The organism is Micromonospora sp. AB353, assembly GCF_049538395.1.
GTDB lineage: Bacteria > Actinomycetota > Actinomycetes > Mycobacteriales > Micromonosporaceae > Micromonospora > Micromonospora aurantiaca.
Window position 1 is genome coordinate 1 of the sequence record NZ_JBMVFV010000005.1, and the last position, 19,279, is coordinate 19,279.

The window sequence follows — 19,279 nt, forward strand, 5'->3', positions numbered from 1 at the left end:
CCCACCCGGCGGCGGGGTCGTCGGAGGTGGCGTGGTGGGGTTGCCGCCGCCACCGTCCACCCGGACGAGCTGCCACTGCTGGTTGGCGCCGTTCCAGTCGTCGTACTGGACGATGTTTCCGCCGTCGGCGGTCGAGGCGCCCTGCACCTCCACCACCTTGTTGCTGTGGCGGCTGATCAGCCGGACGTAGCCGCTGTCGGAGTCGGCCAGCCGGAACTGCTGGTTGGTCCCGTTGAGGTCGGAGTACTGCACGATGCTGCCGCCGTTGGCGGTCGACCAGTTGTAGACGTCGAGCACCTTGCCGGACAGCCGTGACTTCAGGCGGTAGTAGCCGCCGCCGGAGTCGACGAACTGCCACTGCTGCTGGTTGCCGTTGTTGCGTGACCACTGCACGATCCGCGCGCCGTCGTTCGTGGCCAGGTTGTAGACGTCGAGCGCCTTGCCGCTGTTGCGGTTGACCAGGACGTACCAGGCGTTCGTGTCGACGCTCGCGGCGGCGGCGGGCGCGGACACGGCAGCCACTGCGGCGGCGCCGACGAGTACCGCGGTCGCGCCCGACGCGACGACTCGCGGCAGCCATCCGCGCCGTCGCGGCGGCGACACCGTCGATGGGGACCTACCGAATGCGAACATGTTCCTCCCTCTGAACACACGTTGTGAGCGCTAACAATTCGTCGTCACGCACTGATCCCACACCCGGCCTGGCACCCGGCGACCCGCGCCCGCCCGGTGGGCCATCGATGCCGCCGTCCCGTGCCATCGACTGTGAGCGATAACACGTCGTACGTCAAGTCGTAACAATCGATGGACCGACGAGCGCGCGGTCGGCGGGACGATGTCAGCTTCTCGACCCAGCACTACCGCCGCCCGCACTGCGGCCCGACAGTGCACACGGCTGGAGGGGGGTGGGGGAATTGGGGCAGCCGGCGAACGAATCCGTCATGATCCGGGACTGGTTCAGCGTGCCGCGGGTGCCCGTCGAGGACCGGGCCGCGGTCTTCGGCGCACGTACCCAGGATCCACGGGTGGAGTTCGTCGCGCTGACGGTCAGGTACTGGATGGACGCGCACGCCACGCGCTCGATGACCCGCGAGCGCGTGCTGGCCGCGATGACCGGCCGTATCACCCCGGACAACGTCTGGGACCTGGTCTCGATGCTCGCGCGACTGCGACTGGCCGAGGCGTTCTTCGACCTGGCCGCCTCCGACGTCGACTCCGACGGCACGTTCCGACGCTACCTGCTCGGTCTCGACCCCGCGCTACTCGACGCGATGCGGCACTACGCGGCCTGGAACGGGATCAACCCGAAGCTGTTCCTGGACGGCTTCGCCGTCGGCGTCGGGGAATCAGTGGCGACAGTGGTGGTCGACCTCGGCAAGCTCGTGCAGGTGATCGGCCGCCTCCAGCAGGAGCAGTTCACCACGCTCATCGTGCTCACAGTCGACCCCCGCGCCGGTGTCCAGCGCCTCGCCGACCAGGCGACAGTCGTACGCCAGGCGCTGGCCGGCATCGTCGCCGCGCTCGACCCGACGACCGTCCCGGAGCGGCTGCTGGCGCTGTGGCGCGGCTGGGCGGCCGAGTTCGCCCGGCACCTGGAGAACCTCGACCCGTTCGCCGCCGGCCGGCTGCTCGGGCGCGTCGCCGGCGACCTCTACCAGGTGCTCACCGGTCTGGTGCATCTCGCCCGGCTGCTCGGCGGCGTCGCGGTCCGCGCCGCCGTCCGGTACGTGCCGCTGCTGCTCGCGGGCGCCCGGGAGGCGCGCCTGCTGACCGCCCGGACGGCCGCGCTGCTGGTGGCGATCGGCCGGGCGGCGATCCTCGCCGCGCCCCAGGTGGGCCTCGCGGTGCTGCGGACGCTCTTCCCCCCGAAGGTGCTCGACGCGCTGTTCCGGCAGGGCCGGGTGCTGCTCGCCGACGCCGAACTCACACTGACCCTGTTCAACCAGGCGGCGCACGCCGAGGCGTTCGCCGGCGCCGGGGCGGGTACCCGGCTCGGCGCGCTGGTGAGTCTCGACGGCCGGCCCGTGCTGATGGCGAGCATGTCGGAGACGGTGTCGTCGGCCGGCCGGGCCGCGACCCGCGCCGAACTGAACGAGGCGCTCGACGAGATCATCAAGCGGGTCGAGGACCTGCGTGAGCTGAAACCACCGAAGACACCCCGGGACATCCAGGCCGCCGTCGTACGCGCCGCCATCGCCCGGCAACTGGAGCAGCGGCTGACCACCGCGTTCAACAGGGCGCTCCAGACCGTCGCGTACGAGGAGTTCCGCGCGTTGCGCAAGGCCGGGCAGGCGCAGCCGTGGCGGCTCGGCCAGCAGGTGCACCGGCGGATGGCCGCCGAGATCGCGCAGCTCGTCGGCCGGTCACCGGGCCTGGAGCCGTTCGCGGAGAAGTCGCTGGCGACAGTGGTCGAGACGGTCCGCGCGGCCCACCCGGAGCTGGCGCCCGCGCTGCGCGGCTCCGAGACGGTGCTGCGCCAGACGGTCGCCCAGATGCTGCTCGGCCACCCGGACCGGGATCTGCTGCTGCGGCTCGTCGGGTTCACCGGCAACCCGGCCGCGACCGGCGCGGAGAAGGCACTCGCCACCCACCTGGCCGAACGGTTCCGGTGGAAGGCGTCCACCACGGTCGGGGACCTCCGCTCCGACCTGCTGCTCGTCGACCCCGAGGCGGCCCGCGTCACGAACGTCGACTGGACCTCCTCGACGAAGCTGGAGCGCTTCGAGAAGACCTGGGGGACCGTCGCCGACGACCTCGGGGAGACGTTCGACGGGCGCTGGGAGGCGATCGCGGAGGCGTACCAGCGCGCCGCCAAGGGCGGTGTGCCGGCGGAGGTCGTCGCCGGCCTCGACGAGCTGACCGCGCACGCCGTACGCGAGACGGTCGTCCGCCAGGCCGCCCTCAGCCAGTTGTTCCCCGGGTTCTTCGTCACCTCGCACGAGATGACGTACCGGGGCCTGCAAACCCTGTTCAACCTGCCGCAGTAGAGGAGCACCGATGGGCAGAGTCGTCGTCGCCGACGCCGATCCGGCGACGCTTGGTTTCAGCACCGCGCATTCCGACCGGTACGTCTACTCCAACTACTTCGTACCGGTGCGGCTCACGTTCGGCGGTGGCGAGACGCCCATCCTGCCGTTCTACGTCAAGCAGGCACTGATCGAGGCGATCCGCTACGGCGGGCTCGACGGCGACCGGCTGCCGCACCTGCTCAAAGAACTCGGCCTCGCCGACCTGTGGAAGGCCAACGAGATGGACGCCGCCACCGAGGCGCTGCCCGGCGCCGACTCGGGCATGTCGTACCGGGAGCCACCGGCGCGGCGCCAGACGCTGCTCGGCGACCAGCAGGCGGAGTTCCTCGCCGGCCTGCTCCAGTCCGACGTGGGCATCGCGTTCCTCGACCGCACCCGGATCCGGCCGGTGGGTTTCGCGCTCGGCGAGCACGTCTACGCGCTGGCGCTCGCCCCCGGTGAGGAGGCGGTGCTGGAGCAACGCACCTACACCAAGCGCGAGCTGACCCTGGAGGAGCAGAACGAGTCGGAACAGCAGACCGACGTCGAGCTGACCAGCGCGCTCACCACCGAACTCCAGGAGGGCTTCGAGCGGCAGAAGTCGCTGACCGACACCTGGGGGCTCAACGCGAGCCACACCGGCCAGTACACCAGCCCGACCGGCATCTGGGGCACCTTCAACGCCAGCCACACGATCGGCTTCGCCAGCAGCGTCACCGCGGCGAGCCAGGAGACGAGCCGCCGGGCCGTGAAGGACAGCCGGACCGCCACCTCGAAGGTCGCGGCGCGCTACCGCACCCAGCACAAGACCGACTTCAAGCTGGTCACCGAGACCGGCACGGAGTCGTCCTCGAAGCGCACCGTCCGCAACCCGAACCGGGCCACGCCGATCACGCTGCACTACTTCAAGGTGTTGCAACGGCTGGAGCTGGCGCACGAGCGGTACGGCGCGCGGGTCTGCTGGGCCCCCACGATCAAGGATCCGGCGTTCGCCTTCGCCCAGAAGATCATCGGCGGACGGCAGCGGATCCGCGACAACGCGGTAGCCGCGCTGCCCCCGATGCCGGTGAAGCCGGAGCGCCCGCCGCGTGGCGCACCCGCCGCGGTGGAGACGCGCGTCGTGTACTCCCCCGTGGTCACGCTCGACAAGTGGGGATTCACCGGCGACATGAGCGCCGACTACGACGTCGACGTCGCGTTCGACGCCGGCTGGGAGTGGGACGGCGACATCGACACGATCCGGCAGAACCTCACGCTGATCACCCGCCGTCCGCCGGACGCGATCGCCGCCCGGGTGGTGGGCGTGCCGGTGGTCACCGAGGCCGACGGGCGGCCGGTGCTGCGCGTACGCGTGCACGTCGGCGCCCGGAGCTGGCTGGCGGGTCCGGGTGCCGACGTGCAGCTCGCCGCCGGGTTCCGGCGTACCCCGACAGTGGTGGACCAGACCGCCGACGACGCGGCGTACAACGCGCTCGTCGCGGGTTACCTGACCGATCTCCAGGAGTGGCAGGACCGGCGCGACGAGGCACTGGCCGCGGCGGAGGCGGCCGGGGACGAGTTCGAGGCGCGGCTGCGGGCCGGCTTCTCGCCGGTGAACGAGATGGTCTCGCAGATCGTGGAGTCGCACTTCCCGGCCAGCGTGCGGGACGAGGCGTGGGAGATCGACTTCTGGCACCGGGTCTTCGACTGGGAGCGCGCGTCGTTCGTGGCGTACCCCGGCTGGTGGTCCGGCGGCGACGCCCGCGCCCCGGAGCGCGACCCCGGCGACTTCGTCAACGCGAGCTGGGCGAAGCTCTACCTGCCGGTCCGGGCCGGCATGGAGCTGACCGCGCTGCGGTGGATCTTCGGGAAGGTGGTGGCGACGCGCCTGGCGCCGGAGGTGGAGCGGGAGCTGGAGGCGTTCGTGGACGAGCTGACGACGTACCGGACCGGCCACCTCGGCAGCGGCGACGAGATGCCCGAGCTGACCACCGAGTGCCAGGACGTGCCCGAGCGGGTGTACTGCCTGGCGAAGTGGACCGAGCTGATGCCCACCGACGGCACCCACCTGGAGGTGGTGCAGGGCATCACGACCGCGGCCGACGCGGTGACCGCCAAGGAGATCAGCGACGCGGAGGCGCTGCGGGCGGCGCTGCTCGACGGCGAGGTGCAGACCAACCGGCTCCGGACCAAGGCGTACGACCAGATGACCGAGCCCGCCGACGTCGACATCCGCCTCGGCTCGCCGTCCGGGAGCGGCCCGGCGCTCTGAGCCGCTCGTCCACCCCGGTCCCTCGTCTGACCAGGGGATCGGGGTGGACGATTTCTGTAAAAGTCTGGACTTTTGATTCGTGGCCTAGATGGTTAAAAAGGCGCATAATTGATCCCTTCCGGTCGCTACCGCCGATGACGACGAGGCCGGTCGGTGAACCGTCCAGAGATTCACCTTCGCGCCAATGGGTCCATTGTGCTGGATCCCCTGAGCTAATAGTGTGCCGTCGCCGCTGTGCTCGACGGGCGCATACACGAACCTAAGGAAAAGTCATGACTACCGTACCCATGCGCCAGGAAGAGCCCCCGGTGTCGCTGGGCAGGGTCCGCGCGGAGCCCCTCGACCGGCTCTCCGCAGCGGACATATCCCCGATAGTGCGCCGGGTGATGGCGGCTCATCTCGATGAGACCCGGGTTCCGGCGGCGAAGTTCGGCTCGTTCATCTGATCTGCGATGTCCCCGGGGCCGGCCCGCGCGGCGCTCACCGAGTTCGTCCTGAAGGTGCACGCCAGGTGTGACCTGGCGTGCGACCACTGCTACGTCTACGAACACGCCGACCAGAGCTGGCGCCGCCGCCCGGTGCGGATGACGCCGGACGTGCTCCGGGCCGCGGCCGGACGGATCGCCGAGCATGCCGACGCCCACCGGCTGCCGGACGTCACCGTCGTCCTGCACGGCGGTGAACCGCTGCTCCTCGGCCCCGAACGGCTGGGTCAGGCGCTCGCCGACCTGCGGCGCGTCATCGGCCCGGTCACGCGGCTGCGGATCGGCATGCAGACCAACGGCGTACTGCTCTCCGAGCGGTTCTGTGACCTGCTCGCCGACCACGACGTCGCGGTGGGCGTGTCGCTCGACGGCGACCGGGCCGCCAACGACCGGCACCGGCGCTTCCGGTCCGGCGCCGGCAGCTACGACCAGGTGCTGCGCGCGCTCGCGCTGCTGCGCCGCCCGGCGTACCGGCGGATCTACTCCGGCCTGCTGTGCACGGTGGACGTGCGCAACGACCCGATCGCGGTGTACGAGGCGCTGCTCGCCCAGGAGCCACCACGGATCGACTTTCTGCTCCCGCACGCCACCTGGGACGACCCACCGTGGCGGCCGGCGGGCGGCGGCACCGCGTACGCGGGCTGGTTGCGCACCGTCTACGACCGCTGGCTCGCGGACGGCCGGCCGGTCGCCGTCCGCCTCTTCGACTCGCTGCGGTCCACCGCCGCGGGCGGACCCAGCGGCACCGAGTGGCTCGGTCTCGACCCGGTCGACCTGGCGGTGATCGAGACGGACGGCGAGTGGGAGCAGGCGGACTCACTCAAGACCGCGTACGACGGCGCGCCGGCCACCGGCATGACCGTCTTCTCGCACGCGGCCGACGACGTGGCGGCCAGCCCGCTCCTGGCCCGCCGCCGCTCCGGCCGGGCCGGTCTCAGCGACGAGTGCCGGCGGTGCCCGGTGGTCGACCAGTGCGGCGGCGGACTGTTCGCCCACCGGTACGGCGCCGGGCACTTCGATCATCCGAGTGTCTACTGCGCCGATCTGAAAGAGCTGATCGTGCACGTGAACGAGAACCCACCGGCACCCGTCCGGCTCGACGCCGGCCTGCCCGACGACTTCATCGACCGCCTCGCGGCCCCGACCGGCGACCGGGTCGCCATCGGCCGGCTCGTGGAGGCACAGATCGCCATCGTCCGCGCCCTGCTCGCCGAGGTGGCCGACCGGCTGCCGGCCGGCGGGGCCGGAGCCGACGGCTGGGAGGCGCTGACCGCGCTCGACCGCAGCGCGGCGGAGTCGGTGGCCCGGATCGCGGCCCACCCGTACGTGCGGGCGTGGGCTGTCGACTGCCTCGCCGGCACAGGCAGCGGCGCGCGGCAGGGGCCCGACTACCTGAGCGCGCTCGCGGCCGCCGCCGCGCTCGGCGCCGGCACCCCGGTACGCCTGGACGTGCCGGTGCGATCCGGCCGCCTGCACCTGCCGACGGTGGGCACAGTGCTGCTGCCCGAGGTGGGCGACGGCACCGCACGGGTCGAGACCGGCCCCGGCTCGCTGCGGGTGACCGCCGGGGACGTGAGCGTGGCGATCCGACCCGGGACGCCCGGGGACGCGCCCCGGTGGTGGCCGACCCGCGTGCTCGCCGCGGCGGACGTGAGCGTCCTGCTGGAGGACGGCGACCCGCACCGGGACTGCCACCGGCTGCCCGCCGGTGACCGGCTCGACGACGCGGGCGCCGTGCGCTGGGCCGAGACGTTCGCGGCGGCGTGGCAGGTGATCCGGGACGAGGTGCCGGGCCACGCCGAGGAACTGCGTACCGGGCTGCGGGCCGTGGTCCCGTTGCGGCGCAGCGGCGCGGGTGTCAGCGAGGCGTCGACCGCCCGGCAGGCGTTCGGCGGCGTCGCGGCCACGGAGACCGACGCGGGCTCGCTCGCGGTGCTGCTCGTGCACGAGTTCCAGCACAGCAAGATGAACGCGCTGCTGGACGTCTGCGACCTGGTCGACGGCACCCGTCCGATCGACATCACCGTCGGCTGGCGGCCCGACCCGCGCCCCGCCGAGGCCGTCCTGCACGGCATCTACGCGCACGCGGCGGTGGCCGACATCTGGCGGATCCGGGCCGACCGCCAGGTCGACGGCGCGCAGGCGGTCTACCGCCGGTACCGCGACTGGACGGCCGAGGCGATCGGCGCGCTGCAACGGGCGGACGCGCTCACCCCGGCCGGTTCGCGGCTGGTCCGGCAGGTCGCCCGCTCGATGTCCGGGTGGCCGTCGTGACCACCGCCGTCCCGCCCGCGTACCGGGTCGACACGCTCACCGCCGATCTGCGCGCGCTCGGGCTCGGCCCCGGCGACGTGGTGCTCGTGCACTGCTCCCTGCGCGCGCTCGGACCTGTCGACGGTGGGCCGGCCACGCTGGCCGGCGCGCTGCGGGCCGCCGTCGGCCCGTCCGGCACCGTCGTGGTCCCGGCGCAGACCCCTGACAACTCGGTGAGCAGCCCCGCGTACCGCGCCGCGACCGCCGGGCTCACCGACGAGGAACGCCTGGCGTACGAGGAACGGATGCCCGGCTTCGACCCGGCCGTGACGCCGTCGTTCGGGGTCGGCGCGTTCGCCGAGCACGTACGCCGGCTGCCCGGCGCGGTCCGCAGCCGGCACCCGCAGACGTCGTTCAGCGCGTGGGGGCCGCGGGCCGAGGAGTTGATGCGCGTCCACGACCTCGACTCCCATCTCGGGGAGCGGTCCCCGCTCGCCGCCCTGGAGGCGGCCGGCGCCCGGACACTGCTGCTCGGTGTCGGTTATGCGACATGCACCGCGCTGCACCTCGCCGAGTACCGGTTGCGGCGCCCGGCACCGCGTCGTCCGTACCGCTGCTACGTGCTGCGCGACGGCCGCCGGGAACGGCTCGACTTCGAGGCTCCGCACCTGGATGCGGCCCCTTTTCCGGCGATCGGCGCGGAACTCGACCGGGCGGCGTTCACCCGGCACGGGACGGTCGGTGACGCACGGGCCCGGCTGCTGCCGATATCCGACGCGGTCGGCGCCGCCGTCGCGTGGATGGACGCCCACATCGGACGGTGAGGGCCTGGTAACCCGGGCGCAACCTCTCTACCCTGATCGATAGACGCCGCATCGTGTCGACTGGGGAGCAGCGCGTGATCACTACCGGTTGGGGGTCAGACACTCGTCCCGTGGAACGGTCGTGTCGTCGTGACCTCTGAGCGGCCCACGCTGCCGGGCCCGCCCTATTTCTTCCTCAGCTATGTCCCCCCGCCGACACACAACGACCGCACCCCGGGCGACCACTGGGTCCGCCGCTTCTACCACGATCTCAACCTGGCGATCGACGGCCGGCCCGGCGACCGGGTACGCCGGCAGGGCTTCGCCGACTTCATGGTGCGGCCGCCGGAGGCCCGGACGGAACGAAAACGCACCGCGCTGGCCGAGGCCGAGGTGTTCGTCCCGCTGTACTCACCGGACTACCTCAACCGCGACGACTCGCGCCGGGAACGGGAGTGGTTCCGGCAACGGTTGATCCGGGCCGGCCGCCCGCCGGACGGCGACAACATCCTGCCGGTCCTGTGGATCCCGTCGCCCGCCGCGCTCCACGCGCCGGACCAGTCCCGGGCCGTGGCGATGGCCGCCGACGTGGACGTGTACGCCGCGAACGGCATGAGCGCGCTCTGCCGGCTCCAGAAGTTCCAGGACGCCTACAAGGAGGTGCTGGGCCGCCTGGCGCAGCACATCGTCGACACCGCCGAGCAGACGCCGCTGCAACCGGCCGAGCCGCCGACCGGCCCGACCGACCTGCCGTCGTCCCCGACCAGCGAGGTGCCGTTCCGGGCGGTGGTGATCGCACCCGACCAGCCGGCCGACCCGGGGCGGCTCAACGGCCGGTCCGACACGCACGCCGGCCGGTGGCGCCCGTTCCGCGGCCGGCCGCCGGTGATCGAGGACGTGACCGACGCGGTGCAGCGACTGCGGATGCCGATCGACGTCCGCGACTTCGTCCCCGACGCCGGACTGTTCCGGTCCTGCCCGGGCGTACTCATGATCGATCCGCTGGTGGTCGCGACGCCGGACGGCGCGGAAGCCGTCCAGGCGGCCGTCGACTGCCTGCACGGCTGGGTGGGCGTCGTGCTGATCAGCGAGGACGCCCACCACGCCCACCGCTCGCACGCGGCCGGGCTGCTCGACCGGGCGGTGACCATGCTCTCCGCCACCACACGCCCGCTGAAGATCACCACGTGGGACGACTGGCGGACCGAGATCCACGATCTGGTCCGCCGGATGCGTCGCCGCTACCTGGAGGCGGGACCGACCTACCCGCCGCCGGGACCGCCCATCAACAAGCCCCGGCTCTGGGAGAACCCGCCGTCCGACGAGGGAGTGGACACATGACCCGACGTGAGGGACAGGTCGTCACCTTCTACTCCTACAAGGGCGGCACCGGCCGGACGATGGCGCTGGCGAACGTCGCCTGGATCCTCGCCGCCAACGGCAAGCGGGTGCTCGCCGTCGACTGGGACCTGGAGTCCCCCGGCCTGTCGCGCTTCTTCGCGCCCTTCATCGACCGGGACGCGCTGGAGAGCACCGGCGGGGTGATCGACCTGATCCGGGAGTACGAGTGGGCGACCACCACCAAGCAGGACAAGGGCGACGACCGCTGGCACGAGCAGTACGCCCGGGTGCACAAGTACTCGTTCTCGCTGAACTGGTCCAACTTCCCCGGTGACGGGACGCTGGACTTCCTCGGCGCGGGCCAGCAGAACAACGACTACGCGGGCGCGCTGGCCGGGATGAACTGGGACGAGTTCTACGAGCGGCAGGGCGGCGGCTACTTCTTCGACGCGCTGCGCGCCGACATGAAGCGCAACTACGACTACGTGCTGATCGACAGCCGCACCGGCTTCTCCGACGTCGCCGACATCTGCACCATCCAACTGCCGGACGTGCTCGTCACCTGCTTCACCCTCAGCGAGCAGGGCATCACCGGTGCGGCGAAGGTGGCCCGACTGGTCGAGCACCGGTACGGGTCGCGGCGGATCCGGGTGCTGCCGGTGCCGATGCGTATCGACCCGGCGGAGAAGGTCAAGGCGGACACCGGGCGGGCGGTGGCGCGGCAGCGGTTCAGCGGTCTGCCCAGCGGCATGAGCGAGGCCGAACGGGACCGGTACTGGGCCCGGATGCAGGTGCCCTACCAGGCGTTCTACGCGTACGAGGAACTGCTCGCCACGTTCGCCGACCAACCAGGCGTCAACGGGTCGCTGCTGTCCGCGTACGAGCTGCTGGCCCGGGAGATCACCCGGGGCGAGGTGGAGTCGCTGCCGCCGATGAGCAGCGCGATCCGCGAACGGGTCAACGCCCGGTTCACCCGGACCTCCAACTCGGTGGAGAACGAGATCATGCTCCGGCACGCCCCGTACGACCGGGTGTGGGCGGAGTGGATCGGGCACCTGCTGGTCTCGGCCGACGTCCGGGTGACCGACCCGTGGTTCACCGACGACGAGGCGCCCCGGACCGCCCGGGAACTGATCATCGTCTCCGAGGCGAACGCCAACGAGGAGGCGGTGCTCGCCGCGCCGGACCGCTCGCCCGACCAGGTGCCGCTCGTCGTCTACGTGGCGGACGTGCGACGCCTGGCGAACGTGCCCGCCGCGCACACCGTGTCGGTCGCCGGGCTGGAGGCACGCACCGCCGCCGCGCGGATCCTGCGCCTGGTCGGCCGCGAGGGTGTGCCCGCCGACCTGGAACTGCCGACCGGTCCCCGGTTCCCCGGCCGGGACAACACGGTGTTCGAGGTGCCGGGCCGTAACAAGCGCTTCACCGGCCGCGAGGCGGACCTGCGCGAGCTGCGGACACTGCTGCGCAGCAGCCCGAAGGTGGTGCTCTCCGGCACCGGGCCGGTGGCGTTGCAGGGCATGGGCGGCATCGGCAAGAGCCAGCTCGCGCTGGAGTACGCCCACCGCTACCGGGCCGCGTACGACATGGTGTGGTGGATCGACGCCGACCAGGTGCCGTTCATTGAGTCCGCCATCGGTGACCTCGCGCCCTACCTGGGCGTACCGTCGTCGGAGTCGAACCGGGAGAACGCCCGGCTGGTGCTCCAGGCGCTGCGCCGCACCGACCTCCGGTGGCTGCTGATCATGGACAACGCCGACGAGGTCGAGGGCGTCCTGCCGTACGTGCCGGACGGCAAGGGCCACGTCGTCATCACGTCCCGGAACCTGCAGTGGGTCGAGCGGGCCACCACGATCCCGGTCGACGTGTTCAAGCGCGCGGAGAGCATCCAGCACCTCACCGAGCGGGTGCCGACCATGCGCGTCGACCAGGCCGACCGGATCGCCGCCCTGCTGGGCGACCTGCCGATCGCCGTCACCGCCGCCGCTGCGTGGCTGGCCGACACCGGCCACTCCGTCGACAGCTACCTCACCGAGATCGCCAAGTTCGGGCCGGGCGCGGTGATGGAACCGAACAGCAACGTCTCCGTGGAGGCCACCTGGGAGCTGTCGCTCAACCACCTGCGGACCCGGAACCCGGCGGCCTACCGGGTGCTGCAACTGTGCTCGGTGTTCGCCCCGGAGATCTCCGCCGACCTGGTCTACAGCGACGAGTTCGCCGAGGCGCTGGTGCCGTTCCACCCGCAGGCCAAGGAACGGCTGGTCCGCCAGCAACTGGTGCAGCAGGCCAACCGGCTCGCCCTGGTCCGGGTCGACCTGCGGGCCGAGAGCCCGTCCGGCGGCGAGCGGGGCCGGGGCGGCCTGGTGCTCATGCACCGCCTGCTCCAGCACGCCGTCCGGTCCCGGATGACCGAGGAGGAACTCGACGAGGCGCGCCGCCAGGTCCACCTCGTGCTCGCCGCCGCCCGGCCCGAGGGCGAGGTGGACGACCCCGACGGCTGGCCCCGGTTCCGGGTCATCTGGCCCCACCTGGAGGCGTCGAAGGCACCGCTGAGCCACCGGGTGGAGGTGCGGGCGCTGATGATCGACCGGGTCCGCTACCTCCAGTTGCGCGGCGACCTGGAGACCGGCCGGCGGCTCGGTGAGGAGGTCGCGCAGACCTGGGAGCAGATGCTCGCCGAGGAGACCGACGCACGGGCGCGCGACGACCTGCGCCGGCAGTTGCTGCACCTGCAGTTCAACCTCGCCAACATCCTCGCCTTCCTCGGGCAGTTCACCGAGTCCCGCGCGCTGGACGAGGAGGTCCTCGCGGCCCAGCGGGAACTGCTCGGCGAGGACCACCCGCACACCCTGATGACCGCCGGCGGGCTCGCCCGCGACCTGCGCGGCATGGGCAAGTACAACGAGGCGCTGCGCCTGGACGAGATCACCTTCAACGCGTGGAAGCGGAACTTCACCGAGGAGCACCCGCGCACCCTCGTCGCGCTGAACAACCTCGCCACCACCCAGCGCCTGATGGGCGACTTCCGGGAGGCCCGCAAGAACGACGAGATGGTGCTGGCCGGGCGCCGCGCGATCCTCGGCGAGGACCACCCGGACACGCTCGCCTCGTCCGCGTACGTGGGCATCGACATGCGCGACGCCGGCGACTACGAGCAGTCCATCGCCCGGCTCCGCGGCGTACACCGGGACCTGCTGCGCACGGCCGGGGCCGAGCACCTGATGACCCTGCGCGCGCAGACCAACCTGGCGGTGTCGCTGCGCTCGGCGGGGCACGCGGTCGAGGCGGGCAAGCTCCTCGAAGCCGCGTACGAGCTGCTGAACGAGCGGTTCGGGCCGGACAATCCGGAGACGCTGACCTGCCGGCTGAGCCTGTCCGTCAACCTGCTCACCGTCGACCTGTTCCAGCGGGCCAGCCGGGAACTGACCGAGGTGCACCGCGTCTACCAGAACAACCTCGGCCCGGGGCACCCGCTGACGCTCGTCTGCTTGGTCAACCTCGCCATGGTGGCCCGCCGCGCCGGGGACTTCGCCGAGGCCCGGCAACTCGCCGGCCGGTCCGCTGACGCGCTCGCCGACGTGCTGGGCGACGACCATCCGTACCCCCTCTCGGGGTGGATGAACCAGGCCATCTGCATCGCCGAGCAGCCCGACCCGCCGGAGGGCCGGGAGGCGGCGGACCTGGAGGCGCTGGCGCTGTTGCGACGTGCCCACGACGGCCTGGACCGGATGCTCGGCCGCGACCACCCGAACACGCTGCGCTGCCGGGCGAACCTGACGGTGATGCAGGAGCGGGTGGAGGGCGGCCGGCGGGCGGAGCTGGAGGCGATCACCCGCGAACTGACCTACCGGCTGGGCGAGAGCCACCCGGCGGTCGAGACCCTCCGGGAGAACCGGTTGCAGCGGCGCATCATCGACCCGCATCCGATCTGACGGTGGCCCGCTCGACGGGGTCGGCCAGCCAGGCGAGGATCTCCGGCAGCACCTCCACCGCGCCGAAGTGCGCGCTGCGCGGCTGCACGTGCAACTGTGCGCTGGGGATCTGTTCGGCCAGCCAGCGGGTGTGGCTGGCCGGAGCGAAGTTGTCGTCCGCGCCGTGCCAGAGCCGGACCGGCATCCGGATGTCCGGGAGCGTGACGCCCCAGTCGGCGCGCAACGCCAGCACGTCGTCGATCCAGCCGTGCGGCCCCTGGCGCAGCGCCTCGGCATAGGCGTCGGTGAGCTGCCGGCGGATCGGCACCCCGGCCACCACCCGGCGGTCGGCCTCGGTCATCTGCCCGACCAGCAGCGCCAGCAGCGAGCCCGGGTCGTCCATCGTGCGTTCGGCCCGCAGCCGCAACTGCTCGGCGAGCATCGGCACATCGTGCTCGGCGGCGCCGTAGTCGCGCACGTTGGCGTCGGTCATGCCGCCGAACCAGTCCAGCCCGGTCGCGCCCGCCGGGGCGAGGCCGACCAGGACGGCGGTCCGCCGTACCCGGTCCGGCAGCAGCGCGGCGCAGGCCAGGGCGTGCGGGCCGCCGCCGGAGCGCCCCACCACCGAAAACCCGTCCAGGCCCAGGTCGTCGGCGATGGCCGCGACGTCCGCGGCGGCGTCCGCGACGCGGCGGCCGGGCAGCCGGCTGGAGCCGCCGTAACCCGGCCGGTCGTACGAGATCAGCCGTACGCCGAGCCGGTACAGCACGATGGGCCGTGGTCGTGGACCGTTGCGGCTGCCGGGTGTGCCGTGCATCAGGAACACGGGCCAGCCGCGTTCCGCCCCGGCGATGTCGACCGCCAGGTTCCTCCTTCCCGTCCGGACGATGTGCTCTCGGTGCCTGGGCGAGTGTGCCAATCGGGGCCTCCGGACGGGTGGTGGCGGTACGGGCGGCGTGGTCAGACCGCCTCGGCGGCCGGGATCGGGCCGGCGTGGCCGGGCTGACCGGCGTGGTCGTCGGATGCGGCGAGGACGCGCAGCGTGTCGAGGGCTGAGGCCAGCGAGACCTCGGCGGGCACCCGGTCGTGGGCCCGCAGATAATCCAGGAGCAGCCGGCACAGGCTCGCCTCGTCGAGGAACTCGTCCGGCAGCCGGTGCGCGAGCAGGGCGTGCATCGTCTTCGGCGGGATCTTCGGCCACGCCAGGTCGGCGTACTCGTCCAACGCCATCAGCAGCCACAGCGCGGTGCGGTTGTCGGCACGCGCGGCGGCGAACTGCTCGGCCATCTCGGCCGACACCACGCCGTCCTCCAGCGGCAGCTCCGCGAGCCGGTCCTCGATGTCGGCGAGCACCCTCCGGACCCGGGGCACGTACCGCTGCGGCAGCCGGTGGAGCCCGTGCCGCAGGATGAGCGCGTGCAGCACCGCGTGGTCGTCGGTCGAGCCGAGCGAGTCGACCAGCTCCGGGAACTCGTCGATCAGGTACGGGCACGAGATGATCAGCTCGGGTGGTGCGGTGGGCGAGTCGGGCAGCCGGCTCAGCGCCACCCGGGTCAGCCCGCACACCACCTCGCGGGGCAACTGCGCGCCGTCCTCGGCGAGGCATTCCAGCAGGACCGTGGCGCTCGTGCTGGACACCGCCTCCGGTGACTCGACGGCGCGCGCCCACAGCCGCCGGTAGCTGCGCTCGTCGTACAGGATGAGCTGGTGCAGCGACGGCACCGGCCAGCGGCGGGTGGCGAGCGACACCAGGTCGGCGTGGAACCGGCCCGCCTCGAAGCTGTCCGGCTGCTGACCGCGCCACGTCCGCGCGCCCGCCTGCAACTGGCCGTAGGTGGTGATGTCGCCGAGCAGCCGCGCCTCCTCGGCGGCCACGTTCACCGTCTCCCCGCGGCGTTCGCGCCGCCGCTCGGCGATGATCCGGCCGTCGGCGTCGCGGTTCAGCCAGCTGATCATCGCGAGCTGGCCCTTCTCGTCCAGCCCGGCCCGCCACAGCCGGACCGTGGACACCCAGGTCGCCTCGTCCATCAGGTCGGTGTGGCGTACGCCGTCGGGTGACACCAGCGCGGCGAGCGCGACCAGGTTCGCGGTGTACGCGGCGAGCAGCCGCACCGGGTCGTACGGCGCGGGCCGGTAGCCGTTCACGCCGGCCAGGTCGGTCCGCTGCCGGGCCTCGGCCAGCAGGCCGGAGATGGTCTCCACGATCGCGTCCCGCTCCTGCGGATGGCGGGAGCTGAGATCCCGCGCGAACTCGACCAGCGCCTCCCGCTTGACCAGCGGCTGGTGGGAGAGCAGCGCCCGGAACTGACCGGTGTCCAGTTGATAGCCGAAGCCGGCCGGGCTGCGGGTGTGCCGGCGCAGCTCGGCCAGGCTCCGCAGCGCCCCGACGACGTACTCGGCGATCAGGAAGTCCCCGATCGTGGTGTGCAGGAACTCGTACGTGCGCCGGGCGTCCTCGCCCTGCACGTCGTCCGGGCCGTACACCACGAAGAACGCGGCGGTGACCAGCTGTTCCGGGCCGAGCACGTCGCCGAGTTCGAACCGGGAGCCGTCACCGCTGCGAGAGCCGAAACAGTCCAGGTCGAGGCGGAGCGCGGCCCGGTTCACCAGTTCCCGGTTGCGGTTGAACATGGCGAACGCGGTGATCGCCAGGTCGCGCCGGAGTTGGTGCTCGCGGGCCTCCCGCTCGTGGTGCGCGAGCGCGGTCGGTGCCTTCTCGCTGACCTGCCGCCTGATGAACGCGGTGAGCAGGCCGGTGAACAGGTCGGAGCGGGAGATGGCGGTGCCGGGACGGCGGTCGGCCCAGTGCTCGTTGTAGTAGATCGCGAGCAGCGTGAGCAGCAGCGGCTGGCGGGCCAGCTCGCCGTGCGACAGCAGTTCCCCGGCGGACAGCCGGCGGTAGCCGGGCCGGTCCTCGTTGGCCGCGTTGACGGCGGTCAGCCAGGCCGTCACCTGGGCGTCGGTCAGGTCTTCCAGCCGGACCAGCACGGTGCCCTGCGGCACGCTGGCGCGGTCCATCACCAGGATCCGGGACGTGATGATCGGGATGACCGAGTAGCCCAGGTCCCACTGGGCCTCCTGGAACTCGGCCACCCGGTCGATGTACTGCGAGTGGGCGGTGCCGGTGACCTGGACCAGCTCGTCGAACCCGTCGAAGATCACCACGACGGTGGTGTGCTGGGTGGCCCGGCGCAGGTCCGCCCAGCGGATGCGCTCGTCCATCACCTGCTCGATCGCGGCCTCGATCTGCTCGGCCGGCGACGTGTCCCCGGACATCCGGCGCAGCGGCACCACTATCGCGGTGAACCGGCTCGCCGGCAGCCGGGCCGCGATCACCCGAGTCAGCAGCGTCTTGCCGGCGCCCGGCTGGCCGAGGAGCAGCAGCGGACGGTGCAGGCTCGCCGGGTCGGTCAGGTACCGGGAGAGGAACCCGACGAGGTCACCCCGGCGCGGCTGGTCGTCCCACCAGGACTCCCGCTCCGGTGACGTGTGCTTGCCGTACTCGGCGGCCCGGAAGTCGGGGCTGATGAATCCGCTGTCCACGTTCGGCAGCCGCAGATGGAAGTCGACGTCCTTGATCCGCAGCAGCGGCTGCCGGAACACCGCCGCGAGCGAGCCGGTGAGCCGGTCGAGGGATTCGCGGAGCAGGTCGGGCCGGTCGGTGGCGACCGGCCCGGACAGCTCGGCGAGGTTGCGGTAGAGCTGCGCCAGCGCGTCCAGACGGGCCGAGACCTCGGTGGTCAGCGTGCGGTTGTCTCTCAGGTTGTGCTCGATCGCCTGCCGCATCATCCGGAACCCGAACTCGGGGAGGTCCGTGGCGAGCCGGTCGAACCGGTCCTGGTAGTGCGACATGGCCCGGCTCACCACGCGGGAGCGCAGCGACGTGAGGTCGAGCCCGCGCCGCACCGACGGCCAGGCGGCCAGGCCCTCGCAGAACGCGATGGTGGCGTCGTAGAGCCTGACGTACGCGGCCTCGACGTCCCGGCGGGTGTCGTCCATGCCGTACACCGAGGAGGGCAACGGGAAGTAGCCGCCGTCGATCTCCTGCGGGAGCGTGTGATGCCGCCGCTCGGCCGGCACCATGCCGACCTTTTCCTCGTCGGTCAGTTCGAGCCTGTCGAAACCCGGCCCGACCTCGTCCCGGAAACCGTCGAAGAACGCGGAGAGGGCCAGCACGGTATGGCTGGCCTCCAGCAGCTCGTAATACGATTTCCCGCCGGTTGTCCGGATGCGGCCGGCCTGGTTTCCGGTGGCGTCGCGGACGAGCTGCACGAGTGCGTTCTTCGGGCCGAGCAGCGCGAGCGCCGTACCGTGGGAGAGGGCTCCAGCGCCCAGGATCCCCGCGCTGACGACCTTGTCGGTCTCGGTGATGCGCGTGCTGCCCGGGGCCAGCAGTCTTAACGCATCTCGATAGCTGAGGCTCGAACGGCGCGGCATGCCGCCCCTTCCGCTGCTGGCGATCGGATTCTTCAAGGATAGAAACTTCAGTGACGGAAAGCTATCGATTCCTCACCGGGCGGCGGCTTTACGACGACTTTTCCATTCATTCATCTCATTCATCCGGTATATGCGGCGAAGGCGTCCGACCCCTATGGTCGACGGGTGGACCACACACGGGTACGGCAGGCGTACGGGGCGGTCGCGACGCTCTACATCGAACTGTTCGGCACCACCGGCAAGGTGCACGCGGACGACCTCGCGCTCATCGGCCGGCACCTGACCGTCCGGACCGGTCCGGTGCTCGACCTGGGATGCGGGCCCGGTCACCTCACCGGCCATCTCCGTTCGCTCGGCGTCGACGCCACCGGGATCGACATGGTTCCCGAGTTCGTCGCGCACGCGCGGGCGACGCACCCGGACGGCGCGTACCGGCTCGGGTCGCTGGACGACCTCGCCGTCCCCGACCACTCCGTCGCGGGCATCCTCGCCTGGTACTCGCTGATCCACCTCCCGCCACCGGACCTCGACGGCGTGCTGGCGGAGTTCCGCCGCGCGATCGTGCCGGGTGGACGGCTCGTGGCCGGCATCTTCGTCGGCGACGAGGTGAGCGCCTTCGATCACAAGGTCGCCACCGCGTACCGCTGGCCGGTGGACGAGTTCTCCGCGCGCCTGCGGCGGGCGGGGTTCACGGAGGTCGAGCGCCTGACGCGCCTCGACGACGAGGTCCACCGCCCGCACGCCGCCGTCGCGGCCGTGGCGTCCGGCGCCTGAGCGCGCTCCATCGTCA

General features: G+C 72.0%; 11 protein-coding genes. 8 read left to right on the plus strand and 3 right to left on the minus strand.

The genetic code is table 11. The annotated features are described in order from the left end of the window. Window positions 1-633, minus strand: a 633-nt coding sequence (locus ACPCK6_RS03800) for an RICIN domain-containing protein (protein WP_423480344.1), incomplete at its 3' end; no start/stop codon positions are given. Between the two features lie 308 nt (window positions 634-941). On the opposite strand from ACPCK6_RS03800, the gene ACPCK6_RS03805 reads away from it, so the two are divergent. From ACPCK6_RS03805 to fxsT, 7 genes are all read left to right on the plus strand, one after another. Further along, entirely contained in the window at window positions 942-2,987 is a 2,046-nt protein-coding gene (locus ACPCK6_RS03805; RefSeq protein WP_423480345.1) for a hypothetical protein, read from the plus strand. 10 nt (window positions 2,988-2,997) lie between these two features. Beyond that, entirely contained in the window at window positions 2,998-5,259 is a 2,262-nt protein-coding gene (locus tag ACPCK6_RS03810; protein ID WP_396881930.1) for a hypothetical protein, read from the plus strand. 272 nt (window positions 5,260-5,531) lie between these two features. Beyond that, on the plus strand, window positions 5,532-5,705 hold the full coding sequence (locus ACPCK6_RS03815; protein ID WP_318336107.1) for a hypothetical protein: 174 nt from the start codon (window positions 5,532-5,534) through the stop codon (window positions 5,703-5,705). A 6-nt stretch (window positions 5,706-5,711) separates the two neighbouring features. Next, window positions 5,712-8,018: an FxsB family cyclophane-forming radical SAM/SPASM peptide maturase gene (locus ACPCK6_RS03820; RefSeq protein WP_423480346.1), complete on the plus strand. Its 2,307-nt coding sequence runs from the start codon at window positions 5,712-5,714 to the stop codon at window positions 8,016-8,018. Then, a complete protein-coding gene (locus ACPCK6_RS03825) occupies window positions 8,015-8,821 on the plus strand; it encodes an AAC(3) family N-acetyltransferase (protein ID WP_396881928.1) in 807 nt (268 codons plus the stop codon). Before ACPCK6_RS03820 ends, ACPCK6_RS03825 begins: the two co-directional genes overlap by 4 nt. A 129-nt stretch (window positions 8,822-8,950) precedes the next feature. Beyond that, window positions 8,951-10,141, plus strand: coding sequence for a TIR-like protein FxsC (locus ACPCK6_RS03830; RefSeq protein ID WP_396881927.1), 1,191 nt, complete (start codon window positions 8,951-8,953; stop codon window positions 10,139-10,141). Then, window positions 10,138-14,073 (plus strand): FxSxx-COOH system tetratricopeptide repeat protein, encoded by a 3,936-nt coding sequence (gene fxsT, locus ACPCK6_RS03835; protein ID WP_423480347.1) that lies wholly within the window; start codon window positions 10,138-10,140, stop codon window positions 14,071-14,073. Before ACPCK6_RS03830 ends, fxsT begins: the two co-directional genes overlap by 4 nt. On the opposite strand, the gene ACPCK6_RS03840 is transcribed toward fxsT, so the two are convergent. After that, window positions 14,051-14,971, minus strand: coding sequence for an alpha/beta fold hydrolase (locus tag ACPCK6_RS03840; protein ID WP_423480348.1), 921 nt, complete (start codon window positions 14,969-14,971; stop codon window positions 14,051-14,053). The two genes, fxsT and ACPCK6_RS03840, sit on opposite strands and share 23 nt — an antisense overlap. A 41-nt stretch (window positions 14,972-15,012) precedes the next feature. Further along, the gene (locus tag ACPCK6_RS03845) at window positions 15,013-18,489 is read right to left on the minus strand and encodes an NACHT domain-containing protein (protein ID WP_423480349.1); all 3,477 of its coding nucleotides are present in this window, start codon (window positions 18,487-18,489) and stop codon (window positions 15,013-15,015) included. A 165-nt stretch (window positions 18,490-18,654) separates the two neighbouring features. Here ACPCK6_RS03845 and ACPCK6_RS03850 point away from each other — a divergent pair, with 165 nt between their 5' ends. Beyond that, window positions 18,655-19,263, plus strand: a complete 609-nt coding sequence (locus tag ACPCK6_RS03850; RefSeq protein ID WP_423480350.1) for a class I SAM-dependent DNA methyltransferase — start codon at window positions 18,655-18,657, stop codon at window positions 19,261-19,263. Window positions 19,264-19,279 lie beyond the last annotated feature (16 nt).

Bases quoted from the DNA above. Each gene is read 5' to 3' on its own strand.
- ACPCK6_RS03805 (WP_423480345.1), top strand. From the start codon at position 942: ATGATCCGGGACTGGTTCAGCGTGCCGCGGGTGCCCGTCGAGGACCGG.
- ACPCK6_RS03810 (WP_396881930.1), top strand. From the start codon at position 2,998: ATGGGCAGAGTCGTCGTCGCCGACGCCGATCCGGCGACGCTTGGTTTC.
- ACPCK6_RS03815 (WP_318336107.1), top strand. From the start codon at position 5,532: ATGACTACCGTACCCATGCGCCAGGAAGAGCCCCCGGTGTCGCTGGGC.
- ACPCK6_RS03820 (WP_423480346.1), top strand. From the start codon at position 5,712: ATGTCCCCGGGGCCGGCCCGCGCGGCGCTCACCGAGTTCGTCCTGAAG.
- fxsT (WP_423480347.1), top strand. From the start codon at position 10,138: ATGACCCGACGTGAGGGACAGGTCGTCACCTTCTACTCCTACAAGGGC.
- ACPCK6_RS03845 (WP_423480349.1), bottom strand. From the start codon at position 18,489: ATGCCGCGCCGTTCGAGCCTCAGCTATCGAGATGCGTTAAGACTGCTG.